The sequence below is a fragment of the Marinilabilia salmonicolor genome, assembly GCF_003003035.1.
Classification (GTDB): domain Bacteria; phylum Bacteroidota; class Bacteroidia; order Bacteroidales; family Marinilabiliaceae; genus Marinilabilia; species Marinilabilia salmonicolor_A.
The window spans coordinates 80071-101740 of the sequence record NZ_PVTS01000005.1 but is presented as its reverse complement, the minus strand read 5'-3'; the positions used below and the strand labels follow the sequence as shown (position 1 = coordinate 101740).

Genomic DNA, 21670 nt, shown 5'->3' with positions numbered 1-21670 from the left:
AAATTCATGTACGTTTTACTAAACGCGCAAATATATTGATTTTTTTTAAAACCTTTAGGCTTTATTAGATTAATGCATCAGATAGTTATTTTATTCCCGGGAAGTTAAATCCATGCATCAGAACTGATGAAGGGATATTTTGTTGAGCAATCGTCGCGCCCCCAGAAACACAAGCACCCCTGCCAAAAGCAACATCAGCAATGCAGGCAGAACAAAGCAAAAATAATCCACCTCATAACGCACTACAAAAGCCTGAGACCAGTCGGAAAGCATTGATCCGGAGACAGGAAAAGCCATCAGCACTCCCAATAACACAAAAAGGAAAAAACCCGAAAACAGAATCCTGATGTTATGAAAATCAGGAAATCCTGTTATTTTTCGCAAGTACAACTCCTGCTGACGCGTTGCTAACAGAAAAGAAACCAACCCTGTCATCCCAAGAGTAGCGATGATTATTACCAATACTGCAAACGCCCATGCCAATGACATATACCGGTAATCCTCGCTGTAAAAATCCCTGTTCTTTTGCCGGAAGGAGACTGCTTTAAATGGGATTCCTGTCTTCGACTGCCCCCAGAGATCATTCAACAACTGATGTGTTTGGGGCCATTGTCCTTTTTTAAATCGGATAAGCAGAGAAGTCAGTTTCTCTTCCGGTCCGGCATAAATATACACAGCAGGACGCAGTGAATGTTTCCAGCCTGAGAAGTGAATATCCGGAACTACCCCTTGAATGCCAAACTCCATGCGATCTCCTGCTTCTCTGGCTACGGTATATATTTTTCTCCCAATAACATCATTGCCCAGCATTTGGGCGGCCTGGCGGTTGACCACTATATCTCCCGAACCAAAGAGATGCTCAGTTCCTTTTTCTGCTTTTACACCAATTGTATGGAAGAAAGATGAATCCACCGGATAAACTTCAAAGAGAAAGAGCTGGCTGCTGTCTTCCGTATTACTAAAAGACATGATTGTCACAGGCTCTCCTGGCTTGAAATATAATCTGCTGACATCCTCTGTAATATCCAGATTCTCTATCTCCCGATACATTGTCTCGGATTTGGACCCCAGATGTCCGGCACGCTCCAGTATTCCAACCTGATCAATATCAAAACCGGGATCCTTTTTATTCACATAACTAAGTTGGCGATACATCCCAACTGCTGCGGTAGAGACAAAAACGGCGACAAACACCTGAGTCATTACCAGTAACCCGCGAACCCACAAACCCGGATAAGCCGAAAATCTTCTGTAACCCGATTGAAGATGAAAGGCCTTTATCCGCGAGAAAACAAAGGCCGGGTAAATACCGGACAATAGTCCTACTGCCAACGTAACAGTTAACACCAACGGAAAATCCAGGGACTGCCGGTAGCTCCTGTCAAAAAATTCTACAAGAAAAAGTTTATTAAAGACCGGAAGAAGCAATTCAACCAGGACCAAACCGAAAAACAAAGCCACCAAACTAAAAAGAACTGCTTCACTAATAAATTGTCCTGCCAAATGAAAACGTCTGGCCCCAAAAAGGCGTCGAACTCCGGCTTCCCTTGCCCTATCAAGTGCGCGTGCAGTTGTAAGGTTCATAAAATTAAAGGCAGTAACCAACAAAATAAAAAATGCTACTCCCAGAAAAATAAAAACATAGGCTTTATTGGTGGTTTTTCCAATCTCAAAATCCTGACTCGAAAACAGATAAATATGATGCAACGGCTGAAAACTGAAATGTAAATTGGTCTTTCGTTCCCCCGAAAATATGGCCATGTCCTCTTCTTCCATCTCGGCTTTTATCTCATCTGCAAAAGCACCCTCCAGTTTATGAACATCTGCACCAGGCTCCATTTTAACATAAACATAGCAAACCAGGGAAAACCAGCTTTCTATCATCCTGGAGAAGCTGTCTCCGTAATAATTTCTTAACTGTTGCTCCATTACCGAAAAGGGAAGAACAAAATCATATTGCAAATGACTGTTTTGGGGAACATCCTCAAAAACTCCTTTTACAATGTATGTATCATCCTGGTCAAAACGGAGCTCCTGCCCTATCGGATTTCTGTCACCAAAAAGACGGGAGGCTGCCGCACGGGAGATAATAACACAAGAGGAATCTGGAAAAGTCTTTTGCGGGCCGCCAAGAAGAAATGATGTGGAAAACACATCGAAAAAAGCAGAGTCTGCATAAAGAATCTCTGATTCATATGATGATGCAAAGTCACTCCGAACCGGCACTTCTCCAACATCCACTATCCGGGTTGCCGATTCCACCTCCGGATATTGCTTAAGCCTCGACGCAAGAACCATGGGCGACAAGGCTGCATCCACCTGTTCGTTTTCCATGTTGCCGGAAGTAACCACCCGGTACATGTCCTGATAGCGATCGAAATGCTTATCGAAGGAAAACTGAAAAAAAACATACTCCAGAACAAATATACTCATGGCAATACCCACCGATAGCCCAAGAAGTGTCAGCAGTGAAAAACCCCGATGTAAAAAAAGTGTACGAAGCGATATTTTTATATAGTTCAGAATTCTCATAATCTAATTTATGATTTTGTCTTTCTCAGCCCCTGTCAGACGAAGTTGTCACCACATGTCCGTCAAAAAGCTGAATAATTCTCTGCCCATGACGGGCTGCCTCTCTGGAATGAGTGGCCAAAGCAATGGTATGCCCCTCCTCATTAAGCTGTCTGAGCAACTCCATGAATTCTTCCTTCTCGCCTGAACTCAATCGACCGGTTGGTTCATCACCATACAAAATATCAGGTGAACAGCTCAAAGCACGGGCAAGTGCAACCTTCTGTTGTACAAAATCGCCAAACTTGCCGGGGTATTGCTTTCGCAGATGTGTCAGTCGGAATCTGTCCAAAAGTTCTTCTACTTTGCGCCGTCTCTCTTTTCTGCTGTCAGGCATATACAACAGCGGAAGCTCAATATTCTCATAAACGTTAAGCTCATCAATCAGGTGAATCTCTTCGAAAAGAAAAGCGATGTGATCACGACGAATGCGATTTCGCTTTCGTTCAGACAGCCCTGTAATCTCCTGTTCCCGAAACCAGATCTCACCCGAAGAGGGAATATCCACCAGTCCCAACAATCCCAGCAGGGTTGTTTTTCCACTGCCCGAAGGTCCGGCAAATACCACGTATTCTCCCTCTTCAATATCAATGTTGATATTGCGGAGAACATATTTTTCATTATTCCCCCGACGAAATAACTTTTGAAGATTTCTGGTATGAATCATAAAATTAAAATATGTTCGGTTTTGAACACTACATGTCCGTTCGCGTACACCCCTAAATCTAATCAGGCGGTGCTGCGTCTGCAATTAAAACACTAACACATAGCTTTTTAACTGTTAAAACAAGAAAGCCGAATGACCATTCTGCCTACACAATATTAATAAATAATTCTTTAGTGTAACTTGCAATCGGTCAGGGAATAAAAATTTGGTCACAAGCTTTTATCTCAATTTTGTCTGAAATATTTTAATCACAAACCAGACCAAAAAAATCAAAACGCTGTTACAGGGCAACTTAACAGCAACAGAACTTATCTTCGCTAAAGTATTGGCCTTTTAATTGTACGAAAACGAACATTTTTTATTCTGATTTGCACATTTTTTAATACATTTGGGAAGCTGAGCCTTACCTTAACCTAAGCCTTTATCTTAACCTGAACCTGATAATTAATAATCATTCTTAATAAACGTCCTTTACCATGGCATCCAAGACAGGAAAAATACTTGCAGTTGATGACAACACAGACATTCTGTTTGCACTGAAATTGCTGCTTCGTCCCCACGTGGAACAAATCGTCACGGAAACCAATCCGTCAAACATCCCCAATCACATGAAAGAGACAGACTTTGATGTGATTTTACTGGATATGAATTTCACGCAGGATGCCATCAGCGGAAAAGAAGGTTTTTACTGGCTGGACAAAGTTCTTGAAATCGATCCCCAGGCGGTGGTACTGTTCATTACCGCCTACGGAGATGTTGAAAAATCGGTACAGGCCATAAAGGCAGGAGCTACCGATTTTATCATCAAACCCTGGCAAAACGAAAAATTACTGGCCACCATCTCCTCAGCCATAAAACTCAATCGTTCCAAACGCGAAGCAAGCGATCTCAAGGAGAAGCAGAAGGAGATAAACACCATTATGGATCAGCCCTTTGCTGATTTCATTGGGGTTTCTCCCGGGATGCAGCAGGTTTTCAAGACCATTCAAAAGGTAGCAGGCACTGATGCAAATGTCCTCATACTTGGAGAAAACGGCACAGGAAAAGAACTGGTTGCCCGTGCCCTTCACCGCCACTCCCTGCGAAAGGAGGAGCCCTTTGTAAGTGTTGACCTGGGGGCATTGAGTGAAACACTTTTTGAAAGTGAACTTTTCGGACACGTGAAAGGGGCATTTACAGATGCCAAAACTGACCGCCCGGGCCGGTTTGAACTGGCTTCCGGAGGGACAATCTTTCTGGATGAGATAGGAAACCTTTCGGTACCAATGCAGGCCAAGCTACTGACTGTTCTGGAACGGAGAGAAGTAACCCGCGTAGGAGCCAACAAGCCAAAACCTATCGATATCAGACTCATCAGCGCTACCAATATGCCTTTAAAGCAAATGGCTGCGGAGGATGGTTTTCGACAGGATTTAATATACCGGATCAACACCGTGGAGATTGAAATTCCCCCACTCAGGGAACGTCCCGAAGACATCCCTCTGCTGGCCGACCATTTTCTGAAAATTTACTCACGTAAATACAACAAAAAAATCAACAAATTATCCAATCAGGTCATCAAAAAATTCAACACTTACCCCTGGCCGGGAAATGTTCGTGAATTCCAACATGTACTCGAGAGAGCTGTTATCATGAGCGACTCACCAAATCTGGATGAGGGAAGCTTCCATCTCTCCAGCCACGGCAGTTCGGGAGAAGCCTTTGATTTTGACAGCTACAATCTGGAGGAAATAGAACAAAAAGTGATTGAGAAAGTGATGCGGATGCACAGTGGAAACATCTCCAAAGCTGCATCAGACCTGGGACTTACCCGCACATCCCTTTATCGAAGAATGGAAAAATATGGCCTTTAATTCTTTTCGAACCAACTACATCATCCGGAGTCTGCTACTCACTGCTTCCATCTTTGGACTCAGTTACCTCTGGTACAATACAGAACTGACCATGACTTTAATTCTGGCAGGACTTCTGGTATTGTTTCAGATTATTGCAATGATTTTCTATGTGGACCGAACCAACCGTGTACTCAACAATTTTCTGGAATCGATCCGGTATTCCGATTTTACACGAACTTTTCAGGTTGAAAGTACCGATTCTTCATTCGACAAGCTAAAAAAGTCATTCAATGAAGTAATTGAAGACTTTCAGTCTGTACGGGCCGAAAAAGAAGAAAATTTCTTCTACCTGCAAACGGTCATTCAGCACATTGGCATTGCCCTGATTGCTTTTCAGAGAGACGGTACAGTTGAACTCATTAATAACGCAACGAAAAAACTGTTTCAGGTTCGCACTCTGCACAACATACAGGGGCTGAAGGAATTCAGCCCCGAAATTGTTCAAAAACTCTTAACCATCAAACACGGGGAAAACGACCTGATCCGGGTAAGAGAAAAAGATGATTTGTTGCAACTGGCCATATATGCCACGGAATTTCGCATTCACAACCGCACCATTCTACTGGTCTCAATTAAGAACATACAACAGGAATTGGATGAAAAGGAGATGGAGTCATGGCAAAAACTTATCCGGGTGCTGACACACGAAATAATGAACTCCATTACCCCGATATCATCCCTGTCTTCGACGGTCAAACTACTCATCCGGGACATTGCCACATCGCTGGAGAACCAGCAGGTGGATCCCGAGGACACGGAATCCCTGAAGGAAGTGGAACAAGCTCTGCAAACTATCCACAAGCGTACCGACGGGCTTCTCCACTTTGTAAACACCTACCGGAATCTCACAAAAATCCCCACTCCCAGCTTTTCCATTTTTAAAGTCAAGGACCTTCTCGATAACATCAGAGATCTTCATGAAAATGAAATTCATAATAAAGGGATCACCTGCAACATCATTGTTGAACCGGAGTCACTCGAACTTTCTGCTGACCAGCACCTCATCGAGCAGGTGCTCATAAACCTGGTTACCAATGCAGTTCATGCCCTTGAGGAAACTTCCAATCCACAACTGGAAATCAAAGCTTTTCTAAACCGCCGGGGACGAATAACAATCCAGGTTACCGACAACGGCAAGGGCATTTTACCCGATGTGCTGGATAAAATTTTCATTCCATTCTTTACCACCAAACCACAGGGTTCCGGCATCGGTCTCAGCCTATCACGGCAAATAATGCGACTTCACGGAGGGGGAATCAATGCCTATTCGGAGCCAGGAAAGGAGACGAAATTCTCGTTGACGTTTTAACTGGTGACCTGATGAGGGGTGAGCTTAACATTCATCCCTCAACCCTCACCAACTAATGCGGTGTCATCAAAATTTCTTTTCGTCTTGTTTAATCTCATGCAGTCGGTTAAACATCACGGCCAGATGTGCATAAAGCGAAGTATTCTGGACAACTACATTATCAGGAGTTTTAATGCGGACAGGCGTGAAATTCCAAATGGCACGAATCCCACCTTCCACCATCAGATTAGCTACCTGCTGTGCACTCTCGGTGGGTACAGTGAGAATCCCAATCTCAACACCCTCTTCGCGCATCAGCTTAAAATCGTCAATGTGATGAATGGGCACATCGACAATCTCACGGCCCACTACCGAAGGATCAATATCAAAAGCCTTCACAACATTTAAGCCGTATTGCTTCAAACCATGGTCGTGTAACAATGCACGCCCCAAACTACCAGCTCCGAAAAGAAAAGCCTGATCAACGATCCGGAACCCGAGAAAATCCTCAAGGGCATCAATAAGAGGTTCTACTTCATACCCCACACGGGTTTTTCCGGAAATACCTGTATAAGCAAGATCTTTGGTAACTTGGGTGGGATCCACTCCCATATCTCCGGCAATATTGGTAGATGAAATATAACGATCTCCCTGCCGGGAGGCAATTTTAAGATAAGCCAAATAGCAGGGCATGCGTCTAAGCGCCGGTTCGGGTACCAGAAAGCTCTTCTTTTTACTGTTTCCTTCTTCCATGGTTGTTTTTCAATGAATGAAATTCGTTCTTACAAAATTAATGAAGTTTTTTATTGCTGAAAGAAATCAGTAATAAAAAACACCCGACCACCTTAAACAAAAAAAGGACCCGTAAGGTCCTTCAGAATAGGTGGGCGATAAAGGATTCGAACCTTTGACCCCTTGGGTGTAAACCAAGTGCTCTGAACCAACTGAGCTAATCGCCCTTTTGAGAAAAAATTGGTCGTTGGTGGGCGGTGAGGGAGTCGAACCCCCGACCCCTTGGGTGTAAACCAAGTGCTCTGAACCAACTGAGCTAACCGCCCGTCTTTTTCTCAAAAGCGATGCAAATATAGAAGAGTTTTTCTCAACCTCCAAACAAAAAATTCATTTTTCCAATGCTTCAGCGACCACAAAAGTGCTCCCACCAATGAAAATCAAATCATTATATGCTGCATTTTTTTTTGCAGCATCGATGGCCAAACGAACATTTCTGAATGATTCTCCTCTCAAACCAACCTTTCCGGCATCCTCTTCTAACAGTTTTTCATCCAACGCCCGTGGAATGGATGCCCTTGTAAAATAATAACGGGCATTCACCGGCAGTAATTTCAACACACCGGAGATATCTTTATCATTAACCATCCCCCAGACAATATGAATATTTTCTTTCCCCTGAAGCATCAACTGCTGCATCACCTCAGAAATTCCATCCACATTGTGGCCCGTATCACATATTACAGTGGGGTGCTCTGACAATTTTTGCCAACGCCCCAGTAAACCAGTGTTTTTCACAACATTTTCAATCCCTTTAGAAATAGATTCCGGTGTCAGTTCATACCATGATTTATTGAGAATATTTAATGCAGCCAGGACTGTTCTGAAATTTTCCTGTTGATAATGGCCCAATAAAGGCAAACGATAGGTTCCTCCTCCCAATGACGCTTCGGCAATCAGCTCCTGAAATTCAGCTGAGGTTACTCCCGGTTTTAGCGTTGCAAGTTCTCCTGAAAAATAAAGAGATGCCCTTTGTTTCTTGGCTTTATCCCGAAAAACATCCTCAATTTCCTCCTGATGACGCCCGACCACCACCGGAACACCCGTCTTAATAATTCCTGCCTTTTCACCCGCAATTGCCCTCAGGGTATCGCCCAGAAACATTGTATGATCCAGCCCGATATTTGTAATTACCGACAAATCGGGAGTTATGATATTGGTGGAATCCAAACGCCCTCCCAGGCCCACTTCCACAACTGCTACATCTACCTCCTTGCGGGCAAAATAATCGAAAGCCATAGCCACCGTCATCTCAAAAAAAGAAGGAGCAATTCGTTCTATCACCCCACGGTGCTGTTCCACAAACTGTGTTACTTCAGTTTCAGAAATCATTCTTCCGTCAATCTTTATACGCTCTCTGAAATCGAGTAAATGTGGCGAAGTATATAACCCGGTCCGGTACCCTGCAGCCTGAAGAACAGATGCCAGCATATGTGAGACACTCCCTTTTCCGTTGGTTCCGGCCACATGAATTGTGCGAAACCGTCGATGCGGATGACCAAAATATTTATCCAGTGCTAAAGTATTCGCCAGATCGGCTTTGTAAGCAGCTTTACCCGCCCTTTGATACATGGGCAGCTGGCTGAATAAAAAATCCAAAGTTTCCTGATAGTTCATCAACATGTAATTATTTTCAAGATCCCGAAAATATCAAAAACACAACATAACAATGCCCCTCCACCACATATTAATCCAAAAACCAATGTTGTCATGCTGGTCATAGATTCCGGTAACTTCCCGCAAAAATCGCAATATTTCCGGATAGAAAGAAGATTATTCTAACAATTAACAAGAAGTAACAAAAAAGTCTGCAGGCATAAAACCAACAGACTTTTGTCTTATAAAATCACTATTTAATTTAATTTCTATTCTTTAAAATAATTCACATCCAGCACATTCAGACGTCGCTTATGAACATCTAACCTCTGAAGAAAATCATTATAGTTTTTATTTTCTACAGGAGTCCAAAGAATTTCAGACAAAGCCACGGCTCTCGGGAAAACCATATATTCTGCATGCCCGGGAGTTTTAATATATTCTGACCACAGATTTCCCTGTGCGCCAATTATGAACTTTGCTTCCTCAGATGTTAACGTGTCCGGCACAGGATGGTAAGAATAAACCTTCTCAAGGGGCAAGAAATGCCCGATAGCCAAAGGCTCTCCTTCCGGATCTGTCTGGTAATAATCGAAATACAAATGCGACACAGGTGTCATGATCACGTTATGCCCCATTTTAGCAGCCTGAATTCCTCCTTTCTCCCCCTGCCAGGACATCACTGTTGCTCCGGGAGCCAGCCCGCCTTCCATAATCTCATCCCAACCGATGATGCTTCGGCCATGCCTGTTCAGAAACTCCTCGATCCTGTGTACAAAGTAACTTTGAAGCTCCTGCTCATTTTTTAAGTTTTCGTCAGCAATCCTTGCCTGACAAAATTCACACTCTTCCCAACGTGTCTTAGGACATTCATCGCCACCTATATGGATATATTCGCTTGGAAATAGTTCCATCACCTCAAGTAACACATCCTCCAGAAATTGAAAAGTTTCCTCTTTTCCGGCACAAAACACCTCCGGGAACACCCCCCATCGGGTAACGGTTTTATAGGGTCCGCCAGTGCAGCCCAAATGAGGATATACTGCCAGTGCTGCCTGCGCATGCCCAGGCATTTCTATTTCCGGAATCACTGTCACGAATCGTTCTTCGGCATATTTTACAACTTCTTTTACCTCCTCCTGTGTATAATAGCCACCATAAGGTTGTCCATCATAGACAAAAGGCTCTTCCAGACCATGCCCGACAAGCGTTTCTTCCCGTTGACTGGCGATTTCCTGCAGCATCGGATATTTCTTTATTTCCAAACGCCATCCCTGATCATCAGTCAAGTGCCAATGAAATACATTCATCTTATGAAAGGCAAGCAAATCGATATATTTTTTAATAAAACTTACAGGAAAAAAATGCCGACTCACATCCAGGTGTAACCCTCTGTACGGAAAAGCCGGTTCATCAAATATTTCCACTGCCGGAACTTTCCACTCCATATCGGGAAACAAAACATCCGATTCAATCTCAGGGGGTAACAACTGTCGCAACGTTTGAACCCCGTAAAAAAGCCCTGTAACTCCGGGAGCTGAAACAGACACCTTTGACTCTGTCACCAATAAAGAATAACAACCGGGAGCACCTGTAATTGATTTGTCTATTTCCAAAAAGATGGAATTGTCCTCCGAATTGTCCTCCACATTAACCTCGGGCCGAAAACCTGTAGCAGAACTTAACAATTTCGACAAATAATGTGCAACACCTATTTGCTGTTCATCATCACCACTCACAACAATAACTGTCTTTTCATTAAACTGAAAATCCCCTCCAAGTGATTTCATTTTCACAGGTTTGGGAATCACAGCCAGTTCTCTGGAAGCTTCATTCTCTTTACCACAACCTGTCAATGATGCAACAATCAACATCCATATTGACAACTTAAAAGCTTTCTTTCTCATTAGTATAAAATTTGATTATAAAGATCTAATAAAACGCGTCCCGAACATTCGAGACTCGTATCATTTAAGATTTTGCAACTACCTGATAAGTGTCCACTTAAAGCCTGAGAGCAAATAAAACCACTTAGCTCAGGCATAACAACATTATTCGAACTTTCTTTTGTTACGAACCGGGTTATACTACCCCTCACCAGAATCTATTAAAAAGGCATTTCCGGTTATAGAATTCCGGAAATGCCTCACAAACGCTACTTCATACTATCCATGAGAAAATACTACTCCAAATCCACATCCCACCAAAGAGGGGTTGCTCCATTATCAGGCCCGTTAAGAAGTACTTCTATATTGGAATAAGAAGGATTCAAATCTCTTTCGGAAGGAGGAAAATTCAACCGTCGCACAAAGTGTTCTGAAGGAATTACTCCCCCACTGTGATTAACTATCACAGGAAAAATCTTGGGATATCCGGTTCTTCTCACCTCAGTCCAACCCTCAACTCCTTCAGGAAATATGGCCAACCACTTTTGAATACTTATCTTTTGCTGCTTAACCTCATCCGATGCTTCCTCCACCCATCGTGGAGATACATTGTTTAAATATTCATTGCCCTCTTCGACACTGTTTTCCGGATGGATGGGATCGACGTAAGGTGCAGCCACATTATCCTGATTAAGATAATCACCTGCAGACACGCCCCACTGGGCCATTGATGCTTCAACCCCTTTAACATAAAGATCACCAGCTGTGCCCCCAACATTCCATCCTCTCAGGGCGCCTTCGGCCAACAGGAAATAAACTTCGGCAGAAGTCATCAATATGGCGGGTGATTCAGTAGAGATGTTCAATTGTGAATGTTCCACATAAGTCCCCTTATCTTCTATTTCGATTCCCTGACGGATGCCTTTAAACTCATATCCCTGACTGATTAAATCCTCATCTACAGCAGGTTTGAAATATGCAGGTAAACGGGGATCATTATACCCTCTCATTATAGATTCGATGGGGGCCCCCATCAACACATCATTCCAGGAACTACTCAGAACAGCCAAAGGATGAGTATATCCTTTTCCGCTTACAGCAGCAACACCGTCCAACATCAGTCCATATGGGGCATTCACAGCAGCCTCTGCTTCCTGACGGGCCTTCTCCGGAGAAACATTCGCTATATGAATAGCCAGCCTCAGGCGCAATGAGTTGGCGAATTGAATCCACCTTTGGTAATCGCCTCCAAAAAATTGATCAAAGTTCTGAAAAGGAGTGGCTCCGGGATTATCCTGAATAAAAGTTTCCAGAGTAGTCACAGCATCACTCAGATCATCAAAAAAGGCATTGTACGCTTCTTTCTGAGAATCATAAGTGCCACCAGTTTGAGACTTTCCATACTCGGAATAAATGATTGGCCCGTAGAGGTTGGAAATTCGATGCATGGCGGTAACTTTTAACACCTTTGCAACGGCACCAAAATGAGCATATTCATCCACCGCCTTTTTTTCCACTTCCAGTGCGGCAGTCATAAAATGGGCATAAGTGTATTCCCATGCGGCAAAATTCCAGCCATCAACCAGAGAGTATGTCAGGTTATTCACATTGGCATTAAAGGGCGTAGGAGACATCATATACCCTGAGTAAATATCAGCATTCAGGTTTTGGGCAATTTGGTAAGTCCAATCTTTGCCATCTCCCCAGTTGTAGTTCATGTATATCATTTGCTGCATTTGAGGGAAATAGGCTCCGATCATATTGTAATCACCTTCCAGTTGTTCCTCTGTAATCCCTGTCGGATTGGTATTCAACTCATCAAAATGGTCGGTACATTTCAAAAACAAAAGGGGAACAATTGTCAACAACAGAATTGTTTTAAAAATATATTTTTTCATAATCAACATCTCTTAAAAAGTTAATTTTACATTCAAACCATAGCTTCGGGTACCAGGCATTCCGAATACATCCACTCCCTGAAGGTTATTGCCAACAGACAACTGCGCTTCAGGGTCGTAAGGGGCATCTTTGTAGATAAAGAGCAAATTCCGTCCGATTAGAGAAACCTTTGCATTTTTCACAAAAGAGTCTGCACCAAACACCTCTTCACCGATAGAATATCCAAGAATAACCTCTCTAAGCCGCACATTTGTTGCATCATAAACATAGTACTCAGAAATACCGTTTCTTCCGCCCACCCTGTTGTAAAACTCTCTGACATTGTTGATTTTACGGCCTTCCAACTCCACATATCCGCGGTCGCGGGCCTCTGCTGTTTCCTGGGTTACACCAAACTGATCAAGATCAGCCTGAGTTAAGGAGATTGCATCTCCACCGAATCTTCCATCAATCAGGAACTGAAAATTAAAATTCTTTACAGTAATGCTGTTGTTCCATCCCAGAGAGAAATCGGGAGATGCATTGGCTATTTTAACAAATTCTTCCTGACGTGTTGGCAAATTATCCTCGTCATAAATAATTTCGCCGGATTCGTTTCTGGCAAATGCCACACCATAAATATCACCGAAAGAACCACCTTCCACCAATTTCATCCAGTAAGAATTGGAAGTCTGATCTCCGAAGCGAAATTCCTTCAGATCAGGATGCAACTCTTTCACTGTGTTTTTATTGGTTGCAAAATTGATGGTACTTTTCCAGAACAAATCGTTCTCAGCCAAAGGAGTAATTCCAACAACAGCTTCAAAACCCTCATTTTGAATGTTTCCGGCATTCACATAATAGGATGAAAAACCGGAACCGGCAGGAGCAGGAAGTGTAAACAGTTGGTTCTCCGTATTGGTCTTATAGTAAGTCAGGTCAAGAGATAATTTATTGGCAAACATCCGCCACTCAGTTCCCAGTTCCACAGATTTGGAGAGTTCGGGCTTCAGATTATCAAAGGGTGCTTCAGAATTAAAAATAAGATTTCCTCCGGCCGCCAAAGAATTTGTCGGATTACTGATATACACAGGAATATCGTTACCCACACTACTCCATGATCCCCTGACTTTACCAAAGTCAATAAAACCCGGCATATTCATCATATCGGAAAGCACCGCTGTTACCCCGACAGAAGGATAAAAGAAACCTGAATTTTCACTATCGGTGTTTGCAAGAGCTGAAGACCAGTCATTTCGGCCGGTTACATCCAGAAACAACAGGTCTTTAAAACCAACCTGAGCGGTTCCGAAAACAGACTGCATTTGCCGGTGAAGATCCATCTCCTCAATATATCCAATATCCATATTGGCAACTGTAAACACATTGGGAAGGTGCAAATTATTGGGTCTGGAATCCAGCCGTTCACTTCGCACTTTTGTATCATTCACACTGGCTCCCAACGAAGCGGTAAGCGAAACATCCCCAAAAACATTGTTGTAGTTTAGCAAAACATCACCATAGTTCAGTATCTCTTCACGATTCATTACGATGTACCGCCCATTGCTACCGGAAAGTGCTGTATGTGTGGATGCATAAATTCTCTTATTGTACCTGTCATTGGTATAATCCACATTCCCTCTGAGTTGCACATTCAGATTACTGTTAATGTCGAGCCTGGCAGTCAATGAAGACAAAACCCTGTTCCTCCGATCCTTACTGGGCATACGATTATTAATCCAGTAAGGGTTTTGCTCCATTGCCTCTAATTCCTTGTGCCAATTCTGAACATTCAGGTTTCGATCAATAGAATATACCTCAAAATCATCTTTATAGGGTTGCATATCCATACCTCGGGGGAACCGATATAAGCCAACCAAAGGATTGAGATAATAACCACCGGCTACAGGCTTATTGGTTATTGACTGGTTTAACAGATTTACATTGGCATCAAGAGATAACTTGTCATTAAAAAACTTTCCTGATTCTCTGAAGTTCAGGTTATGTTTTTTAAGTTTATTCCCATCAATAATCCCTTTTGCTGAAGTATTGGCATAAGAAAAATAGGTCTGCATTTTTTCGCTTCCCGAAGAAAGAGACATACTATTAATGGTTGTCACCCCTGTTTTAAAGAAATCATCCACATAGTCGGTTGAACCATTGATCTTATCACCCCAGCTGTAACCACCGGAACTGTGCCCATACTTATCCTGAAATTCAGGAAGAGAAACAGCAGACTCCACTGTGGTATTGGAGCTAACATTCACGGTTGTTCTTCCGGCCAGTCCTTTTTTGGTAGTAATAACAATAACCCCGTTGGCCGCCTGTGTCCCATAAAGGGCAGCAGCTGAAGCTCCTTTGAGAATATTAATGCTCTTGATATCCTCGGGGTTGAGGTTCGAAATACCATCTCCACTATCGCGGCCGCCGGCATCATTAGTACCTCCAATAGAAGTACTGGGTTGTTCCGAAACGCTGTTCAGCATTGGCATACCATCAATTACATAAAGTGGCTGGTTGTTACCTCCGGCAGAACGGTTACCACGAATCAGCATCTTGGAAGATCCACCCAGACCGGAACTACTTTTGGTAATAACGACCCCTGCACTTTTTCCTGTTAACGAATTTACCAGGTTGACATCCTTAGCATCCGTAAGTTCGTCTCCGCTCATGGATTGGGTGGAATAGGTCAGCCCCTTGCTTCGTTTCTCAATTCCCAAAGCAGTAACAACAACCTCCTGAACATTGATAACTGAAGGTTCAAGCTCGACATTGATAATTTCCTGCCCGTTAACAGGCACCTCTGTGGTTATAAATCCAATAAAGGAAAAAACCAAAGTAGCATCCTCCGGAAGCATAATCTGATAATTCCCATCAACATCAGTAATTGTGCCGTTCATCGTTCCCTTTTGTACCACAGAAACACCGGGAATAGGTTCTCCTCCCGTAGAAGATTCAGTAACTGTCCCCCGGACAGTGATCTGCTGAGCTGCAACCTCTCCCACAATAGATGTAAGAAATAGAAGGATCAGCATTTGTTTAAAAAAATCCGTTTTTTTCATAGATTAAGAATTTTTAATTCAACAAATTATTTGGTAAAAACTGTGTAATAGAAGAGAGCCAGCATTAGCAAAATTCCAATGATTAACCCTCCACGTATTTTCTTGAAGCGTTTCATCTTTTTTTCTTCGTCTTCAGACTGTATCATCTTTTTAATGATTCGGTTTTAATTCATAAGCACAACGTGAAACAAATGTATCTGGAACCGACCATCTTCTACACTCTGCCTGTTCCTAAAAATGAGCCATTTGATGCAACAATAACACTATTGTTGCAAAAGATTCTCTACGTTGCATTTTGTAAAAAACGAACCTCTGGTCAAACCGCCCATAAAAGGAAGCATGCTTACAGACAGATAAAAAGGATTGCAATAAAGATGTGATAATGAAACAGCGCCCTGAATAGATTTGAGAAGCTATCTAGCCTACCTTACACATAAGCCAGGCAAGGTGTAAACAGACTGATAGCCTGAGAGCAATAGCCCTGGGAAACGCCCTGGGGTTTGAGGTATCCCTCCCCCCTCACATTATTGGTCGCAATGCGACCAATAATGTGAGGGAATAATCTGAAGAGTTACCAGATAAAACGAACATGGTATTTTAAGTATAAACCACCCGGTTATGAGAAATTATGAATCTCTGTTCGTTTGGATTTTCTATACAAAGAAGGAGAAAGAGAAAACTCCTGTCGAAATATCTTAATAAAATGAGATACATTGCTAAATCCTACCTTAAAGGCTATTTCGGATACCTGCAGATCAGTATCCGAAAGCAACAAAGCGGCTTCTTTCAACCGGAAAGACCGAATAAACTCAGTGGTGCTTTTACCCACAATAGCCTTCAATTTTCTGTGAAGATTGCTTCGACTCATACCCACAGCATCACACAAGTCCTCAACGGAAAAATATTCATTGTCAAGGTTGGCTTTAATAACAAACACCACTTTTTTCAGAAATTGTTCCTCAATTAAGTCTATTTTCTTATCGACCGAATGATTCTCATACAAATAGGACGAGAGGTATTCTTTCATTTTTTCACGATTAAGAATAAGCCCTCTCACATAGGCCTTCAACAACTCCATGTCAAAAGGCTTGGACAAGTATAAATCAGCTCCGTACTCCAACCCTTCAATCTTGTCACCCGACTCTCCCCTGGCCGACAACAATATAACCGGGATATGGCTCAAATTATCATTGGTTTTAATTTTCCTGCACAATTCAATGCCATCCATATTCGGCATGACGACATCACTTAATACCAAATCGGCTTGATGAAGAGCAAGCCAATCAAGTGCCTGAGTACCATCCTTCACCCCTGACACCCGATATAAACTACTAAGTTCATCAGTTAAAAAGGCTAAAACGTCCTGATTGTCCTCTACTAATAGAATATGCTTTTCCCCGGTACCACTCTTCTGTCCCGGATTTTTATCAGATTTCTTTACTTCAGATTCATTAGAGGTATAGAACCCCTGAACCGTTGAATTAAAAACAACAGGAGAAACATACTCATGCTCATATCTGGAGGCGACAGGAAAGACCTTAAAAAAGACTTCGAAAGAAGTACCTTTTCCTTCTTTACTGGTAACTTTAATGTCTCCATTATGAAGGTCCACTAATTGTTTTACCAGTGCAAGACCTATTCCGGTTCCCTGTTGATAATTATTTACGGCCTTTCCAAACTGCTCATATCTGTTAAATAATCTATCCAAATTCTCCTTTGATATTCCTGTCCCATCATCTACAATTTTAAAACCTACCTTTAAGGGACGATTATCAACAATAGAAGAAGACATTTTTGCTCCAACCATCTTTTCACCTGAATTCTGACCGGCATCCGGTTCTTCCAGTAAAGTAAAAGTCACATGCCCACCCTTTTCACAATATTTCAAAGCATTAGACAACAAATTGTTAATAATCTTTCCAACCACATTTTTATCAAACTTCAACCAGGAGTATGACAAGTGACCATTAAATTTTAAAATTATCTGTTTCTCCTGGGCCAATCCCTTAAATTGACCAACAGTCTGTCCACAAAATTTAGAGAAATTCTCCTCCGAAAGGTTAAGTTGTAAATGACCTGATTCAATTTTACTTACTTCCAGAATCTGATCAATTAACTGAGTAAGATAACCGGCATTGTGGGCTACACCCGATAATGACTCCGTTATCTCCGGTGAAAGGCCGTCTTGGCTGAGAATCTTCCTTACAGGCAATAAAATCAATGTTAAAGGTGTGCGAAATTCATGAGAGATATTTGTAAAAAATTGCGAACGCATTTCACTCAATTCTTCCATCCTCAGCCGTTCTTTTTTCTCAAAGGAGAGATTCTTCTTCATCTCTATAAGGAAGATGGAATATTTCATATAAGCAAAGACTAAAATCCCAAAAATTCCGAGAAATCCGAAGAAGGCAAAACGCGTTTTATACCAGGGAGGCAAAATCTCAATATTAAGCGTTGCCGGTTCGTCACTCCAAACCCCACTGTTATTCATCCCCTTTACCTGAAGAGTGTATGCTCCGGGTGGTAATTTGTTAAACCTGGCCCAACGCTCCTCCGAAGGGATACTCCAATCTTCAGAAAGCCCTAGCAGGCGGTAGGAATACCTGGTCTTTTCAGGCATAAAATAATTCAGGCCGGAAAAAAACAAGGCAAAAGAATTATTCTCTGATGTCAACTCAATATTCTCTGCATATTGAATAGTATTCTCAAGAATATTAGATTCATCATCCGGAAAAATCTCCTGATTATCTACAAAAAGGTTTTCAAAGATCACTTTTGGGGGCAGATTATTTAACAATAGGTTAGTCGGCTTAAAACAATTGAGGCCTTTGGGACTTCCTGTCATTATATAACCATTCTGTAACGACATTGCAACCTGCATCACACTGCTATTAAGACCATCCCGCGCATCAAGCATTAACAACTCCCCATCCGCTACACGATAACGATTCAGTCCATTATAGGTTGCAATCCAATAATCTTGTTGACAGTCCTGAAAAACATCATAAACTTTATCGTGACTCAGCCCCTTTGCCGTATTAAAAATGGTCAAACTATCATTTTCCCCTACTTTGACGACCCCACCGCCATTGGTAGATAACCAGGTAGAGCCATCTTTACTGTGATATATATCGGTAATCGTATTTCGGCCGACGCCACTATTATTCAGTGAATCATACAGAAATACTGAGAAATCGTTAAGGTCTTTAGAAATTCTAACGACACCGTTGCTGGTCCCTACCCACAAACGCTGTTTATTATCTTTTGCAAGACTCAGAATATATGGATTCAGAAAAGAATCAAGTTCGGCATTAATAGTGTTCAGAGATGAAACAACGCCCGTTTGCTTATTAATTCTGAAAAGCCCTCTTCCCAGGGTACCTGCCCATATTTGATGTTCTCCGGCTCCTTCAATTGACCAAACATGACTGGCATTGTCGAACCTTTCATTTTGAGTCAAATGGAAAGTTTGAAAACTATCATGCTCTTTGCCCGGGGTAAAAACGCTTATTCCGTTTCCATAGGTCCCCAACCATATATCCCCTTCCGAATCCTCATATACTCTCCTGACAACATCTATATATTTAAGCTTCGTATGATTATTGAAATTCTCAAACCGCTCAATTACTCTCCCATCCATTTCCATCATAAACAAACCACCTCCGTCTGTACCAACCCAAATACAGCCCCTGGTGTCCTGAAATACATCTATGACATTCTCATTCAGAGCAGAATGATCAACTCCTCCGTTCTCACCCGTCAACAAAAACTGATTGAACAACGGATTATACTTAAACAACCCCTTTCCGACTGTCCCAACCCAGGTAATTCCGGATTCCTCCAGATATAAAGCTCTTACACCTTCATTTTCGAAAAGATTAAATTTATTGGAATATTCCCCGCCTCCGGAAGGCTTTAAAGAAGTTCCATCCAACTCTACAACACCAGCTCCATCCGTCGCAATCAGAAACTGTCCGTTCAAGTCCTTCTCTATGTCCAAAACAATGGTTACAGGCTGATTTGAAGCATCAAACACAGGGATATTCTCATAACGTTTGGACTTTATATTGAAATGATACAATCCCATATTATTGGTTCCCAATAGTAAATTCTCCGGGCCTGCCTGCTCGATGCAATTAATTTCCATTCCAGGAAAGGAATACACCTCCAAACTATCGGTCAACGAATTGTATCTACCTATTCCATTGCCATAAGTTCCTACAAATACTGAATCTTCTGACAAAACGTATCCACAATAAATCTGAGACTTCAATCTCGTTTCGGATGACATATTCTTTACCACAGGCCTAAGCAACTCCTTCTTATAAGAATACCAGTACAAGCCGCCTCCCATCATTCCTACATAAAACCCATCCTTTCCCCCGGCAAAGACTGTCCCAATATGCTTAGCAGGATTTGATGAATGCTCACAGAATACCTCTTCAAAGAGATCTCTCTTGTCATCATAAAAACAGAGTCCATCTTTTGTTCCAACCCACAATGTTCCCTTACTATCCAAAAAAAGAGAAGTGATAAAATTATTTGGCAGGGAATTTGGCTTTCCTGAATTATGGTAATAAGGAACGGCTTCATACCCGTTGTATCGATTTAACCCATAGTAGGTTCCTATCCAAACATAGCCAGAACTATCTTTGATTATCTCCGAGACAGACCCGTTACTCAAAGCATCCTCTGCGTCAATTACTTCATACCGGACATCAGTGGGGAACTGTTTTTTGCCACTAACAACCTGGGCAATCGAGATAATAAAGAAGAACAGAATTATTTGGGATTTCATGATTCACGGGCTAATTTGAAGTGATTGTTAATTTACAAATATAAAAACAAAAATCACTTAAATCAGCTTCATCCCCGAACATGAATGATGATTAATATCAACCAGGTTTTAGCATTCACTCATCAAGTCACAACACCGATGCCAGAAAATACACAAGCGGAAGGGTAAGCAAACTCAGCAGGGTAGTCAGAAGTACATTTTCTGCTGCCCGGTCATCTGCCGCACCAAATGCCTTGGCCATAATCACAATCATACTCATGCATGGCATGGCAGCTTCCAAAACAATAATAGTTTTAGCCATCTGTCCCAGCTCAACTCCCAGATGACGAACAGCAAAATTGATAATCAAAAGAAGAACAACGGGTATCAGCACCAGTTTATTCAGACTGAGCAAATAAATATCGGCACGTTTCATGGTTCCTTTCAGACTAATTCCCGCCAATGTGGATCCAATATACAAAAGTGCCAAAGGACTGGTGGCTTTGCCAATACGGCTAAGGGGAATATGCAACAGATCAGGCAGCTTAATCTGAATCAAAAATAACACCAGTCCCACCAAAAAAGCCACGGTATTGGGATTCAGCAAATTTTTGAAACGCTCTTTTAAAGATACATTGCTCTGGCCTTTTAAGCGAAATATACCATAAGTCCACTGCATAAAACTGGAAACCATGTAGAAAATAGCAGCGTACAGCAATGCTTCCTCATCGGGATAAAGAGCAGCCACCAGAGGAAACCCGAGAAACACGATGTTCCCAAACATGGTATGTAATTCATGAACCACAGCTGTCCGCTGCGGAAGTCTGAATATCCTGACCGATATTTTTCCAGCCACATACATCAACCCCATAGAGAGCACAGAAAAGAATGTTGCCCACCCTCCGTTCACCAGCACCTCATGTGACATCTCCATACTCGAAACGGTAGTCAGGATGAGCAGTGGAAGAGTAATTTTAAACACAAGCTTCGATATAGACAACCGCACATCGTCGTTGATTACTTTTAACCAACTACCAACAGCTCCTGTCAACACAATGATTCCGGCAATAATAATTTGTTCTGCAATTATTTGGGTTTGCATCCTGTTTCGTTTTAAGGATGCAAAAATAAGGAAAATAGATGCACTCAGCAGAAAAAATCCGTTTGCATAATTCAAAAATATTGCGAAAACAACGAAACACAGACAAGCATGACTGGATTTTAAGTAAGAACAACTATAATAAATGTTCCAGCACAAACA

At 42.1% G+C, this 21670-nt stretch carries 11 protein-coding genes and 2 tRNA genes; 2 read left to right on the top strand and 11 right to left on the bottom strand.

Features of this window, described 5'->3' with window-relative positions; genetic code table 11:
- Nucleotides 1-117: 117 nt before the first annotated feature.
- Both BY457_RS06570 and BY457_RS06565 read right to left on the bottom strand, forming a co-directional pair.
- Complete coding sequence (locus BY457_RS06570; protein WP_106152541.1) at nucleotides 118-2532, bottom strand: ABC transporter permease; 2415 nt, start codon at nucleotides 2530-2532, stop codon at nucleotides 118-120.
- Between the two features lie 25 nt (nucleotides 2533-2557).
- The gene (locus BY457_RS06565) at nucleotides 2558-3238 is read right to left on the bottom strand and encodes an ABC transporter ATP-binding protein (protein ID WP_106152540.1); all 681 of its coding nucleotides are present in this window, start codon (nucleotides 3236-3238) and stop codon (nucleotides 2558-2560) included.
- Between the two features lie 476 nt (nucleotides 3239-3714).
- Here BY457_RS06565 and BY457_RS06560 point away from each other — a divergent pair, with 476 nt between their 5' ends.
- Both BY457_RS06560 and BY457_RS06555 read left to right on the top strand, forming a co-directional pair.
- The gene (locus tag BY457_RS06560; protein ID WP_106152539.1) at nucleotides 3715-5091 is read left to right on the top strand and encodes a sigma-54-dependent transcriptional regulator; all 1377 of its coding nucleotides are present in this window, start codon (nucleotides 3715-3717) and stop codon (nucleotides 5089-5091) included.
- On the top strand, nucleotides 5009-6442 hold the full coding sequence (locus BY457_RS06555; protein ID WP_258176643.1) for a sensor histidine kinase: 1434 nt from the start codon (nucleotides 5009-5011) through the stop codon (nucleotides 6440-6442). The genes BY457_RS06560 and BY457_RS06555 overlap by 83 nt, the downstream gene beginning before the upstream one ends.
- A 66-nt stretch (nucleotides 6443-6508) precedes the next feature.
- Here BY457_RS06555 and BY457_RS06550 read toward each other — a convergent pair whose 3' ends face one another.
- The 9 genes from BY457_RS06550 to BY457_RS06505 all read right to left on the bottom strand — a co-directional run bounded on the left by BY457_RS06550 (nucleotide 6509) and on the right by BY457_RS06505 (nucleotide 21511).
- Nucleotides 6509-7174: a redox-sensing transcriptional repressor Rex gene (locus BY457_RS06550; RefSeq protein WP_106152537.1), complete on the bottom strand. Its 666-nt coding sequence runs from the start codon at nucleotides 7172-7174 to the stop codon at nucleotides 6509-6511.
- Between the two features lie 131 nt (nucleotides 7175-7305).
- Nucleotides 7306-7380, bottom strand: a tRNA-Val gene (locus tag BY457_RS06545).
- Between the two features lie 21 nt (nucleotides 7381-7401).
- Nucleotides 7402-7479: transfer RNA gene (locus tag BY457_RS06540), tRNA-Val, on the bottom strand.
- 61 nt (nucleotides 7480-7540) lie between these two features.
- Nucleotides 7541-8827, bottom strand: a complete 1287-nt coding sequence (locus BY457_RS06535; protein WP_106152686.1) for a bifunctional folylpolyglutamate synthase/dihydrofolate synthase — start codon at nucleotides 8825-8827, stop codon at nucleotides 7541-7543.
- Nucleotides 8828-9075: 248 nt separating this feature from the next.
- Nucleotides 9076-10713 carry a beta-N-acetylhexosaminidase gene (locus BY457_RS06530; RefSeq protein WP_106152536.1) on the bottom strand — a complete coding sequence of 546 codons (1638 nt, stop codon included), beginning with the start codon at nucleotides 10711-10713 and terminating at the stop codon, nucleotides 9076-9078.
- A 275-nt stretch (nucleotides 10714-10988) separates the two neighbouring features.
- A complete protein-coding gene (locus tag BY457_RS06525) occupies nucleotides 10989-12590 on the bottom strand; it encodes a RagB/SusD family nutrient uptake outer membrane protein (protein WP_106152685.1) in 1602 nt (533 codons plus the stop codon).
- A 12-nt stretch (nucleotides 12591-12602) separates the two neighbouring features.
- Nucleotides 12603-15632: a SusC/RagA family TonB-linked outer membrane protein gene (locus tag BY457_RS06520; RefSeq protein WP_106152535.1), complete on the bottom strand. Its 3030-nt coding sequence runs from the start codon at nucleotides 15630-15632 to the stop codon at nucleotides 12603-12605.
- 616 nt (nucleotides 15633-16248) lie between these two features.
- On the bottom strand, nucleotides 16249-20430 hold the full coding sequence (locus BY457_RS06510; RefSeq protein WP_106152533.1) for a hybrid sensor histidine kinase/response regulator transcription factor: 4182 nt from the start codon (nucleotides 20428-20430) through the stop codon (nucleotides 16249-16251).
- A gap of 127 nt (nucleotides 20431-20557) precedes the next feature.
- Nucleotides 20558-21511, bottom strand: a complete 954-nt coding sequence (locus BY457_RS06505; RefSeq protein WP_106152532.1) for an AEC family transporter — start codon at nucleotides 21509-21511, stop codon at nucleotides 20558-20560.
- Nucleotides 21512-21670: the final 159 nt, after the last annotated feature.

Coding starts and splice junctions, on each gene's coding strand:
- BY457_RS06505 (WP_106152532.1), bottom strand. CDS start 21,511: ATGCAAACCCAAATAATTGCAGAACAAATTATTATTGCCGGAATCATT.
- BY457_RS06525 (WP_106152685.1), bottom strand. CDS start 12,590: ATGAAAAAATATATTTTTAAAACAATTCTGTTGTTGACAATTGTTCCC.
- BY457_RS06565 (WP_106152540.1), bottom strand. CDS start 3,238: ATGATTCATACCAGAAATCTTCAAAAGTTATTTCGTCGGGGGAATAAT.
- BY457_RS06530 (WP_106152536.1), bottom strand. CDS start 10,713: ATGAGAAAGAAAGCTTTTAAGTTGTCAATATGGATGTTGATTGTTGCA.
- BY457_RS06520 (WP_106152535.1), bottom strand. CDS start 15,632: ATGAAAAAAACGGATTTTTTTAAACAAATGCTGATCCTTCTATTTCTT.
- BY457_RS06550 (WP_106152537.1), bottom strand. CDS start 7,174: ATGGAAGAAGGAAACAGTAAAAAGAAGAGCTTTCTGGTACCCGAACCG.
- BY457_RS06510 (WP_106152533.1), bottom strand. CDS start 20,430: ATGAAATCCCAAATAATTCTGTTCTTCTTTATTATCTCGATTGCCCAG.
- BY457_RS06535 (WP_106152686.1), bottom strand. CDS start 8,827: ATGAACTATCAGGAAACTTTGGATTTTTTATTCAGCCAGCTGCCCATG.
- BY457_RS06570 (WP_106152541.1), bottom strand. CDS start 2,532: ATGAGAATTCTGAACTATATAAAAATATCGCTTCGTACACTTTTTTTA.
- BY457_RS06560 (WP_106152539.1), top strand. CDS start 3,715: ATGGCATCCAAGACAGGAAAAATACTTGCAGTTGATGACAACACAGAC.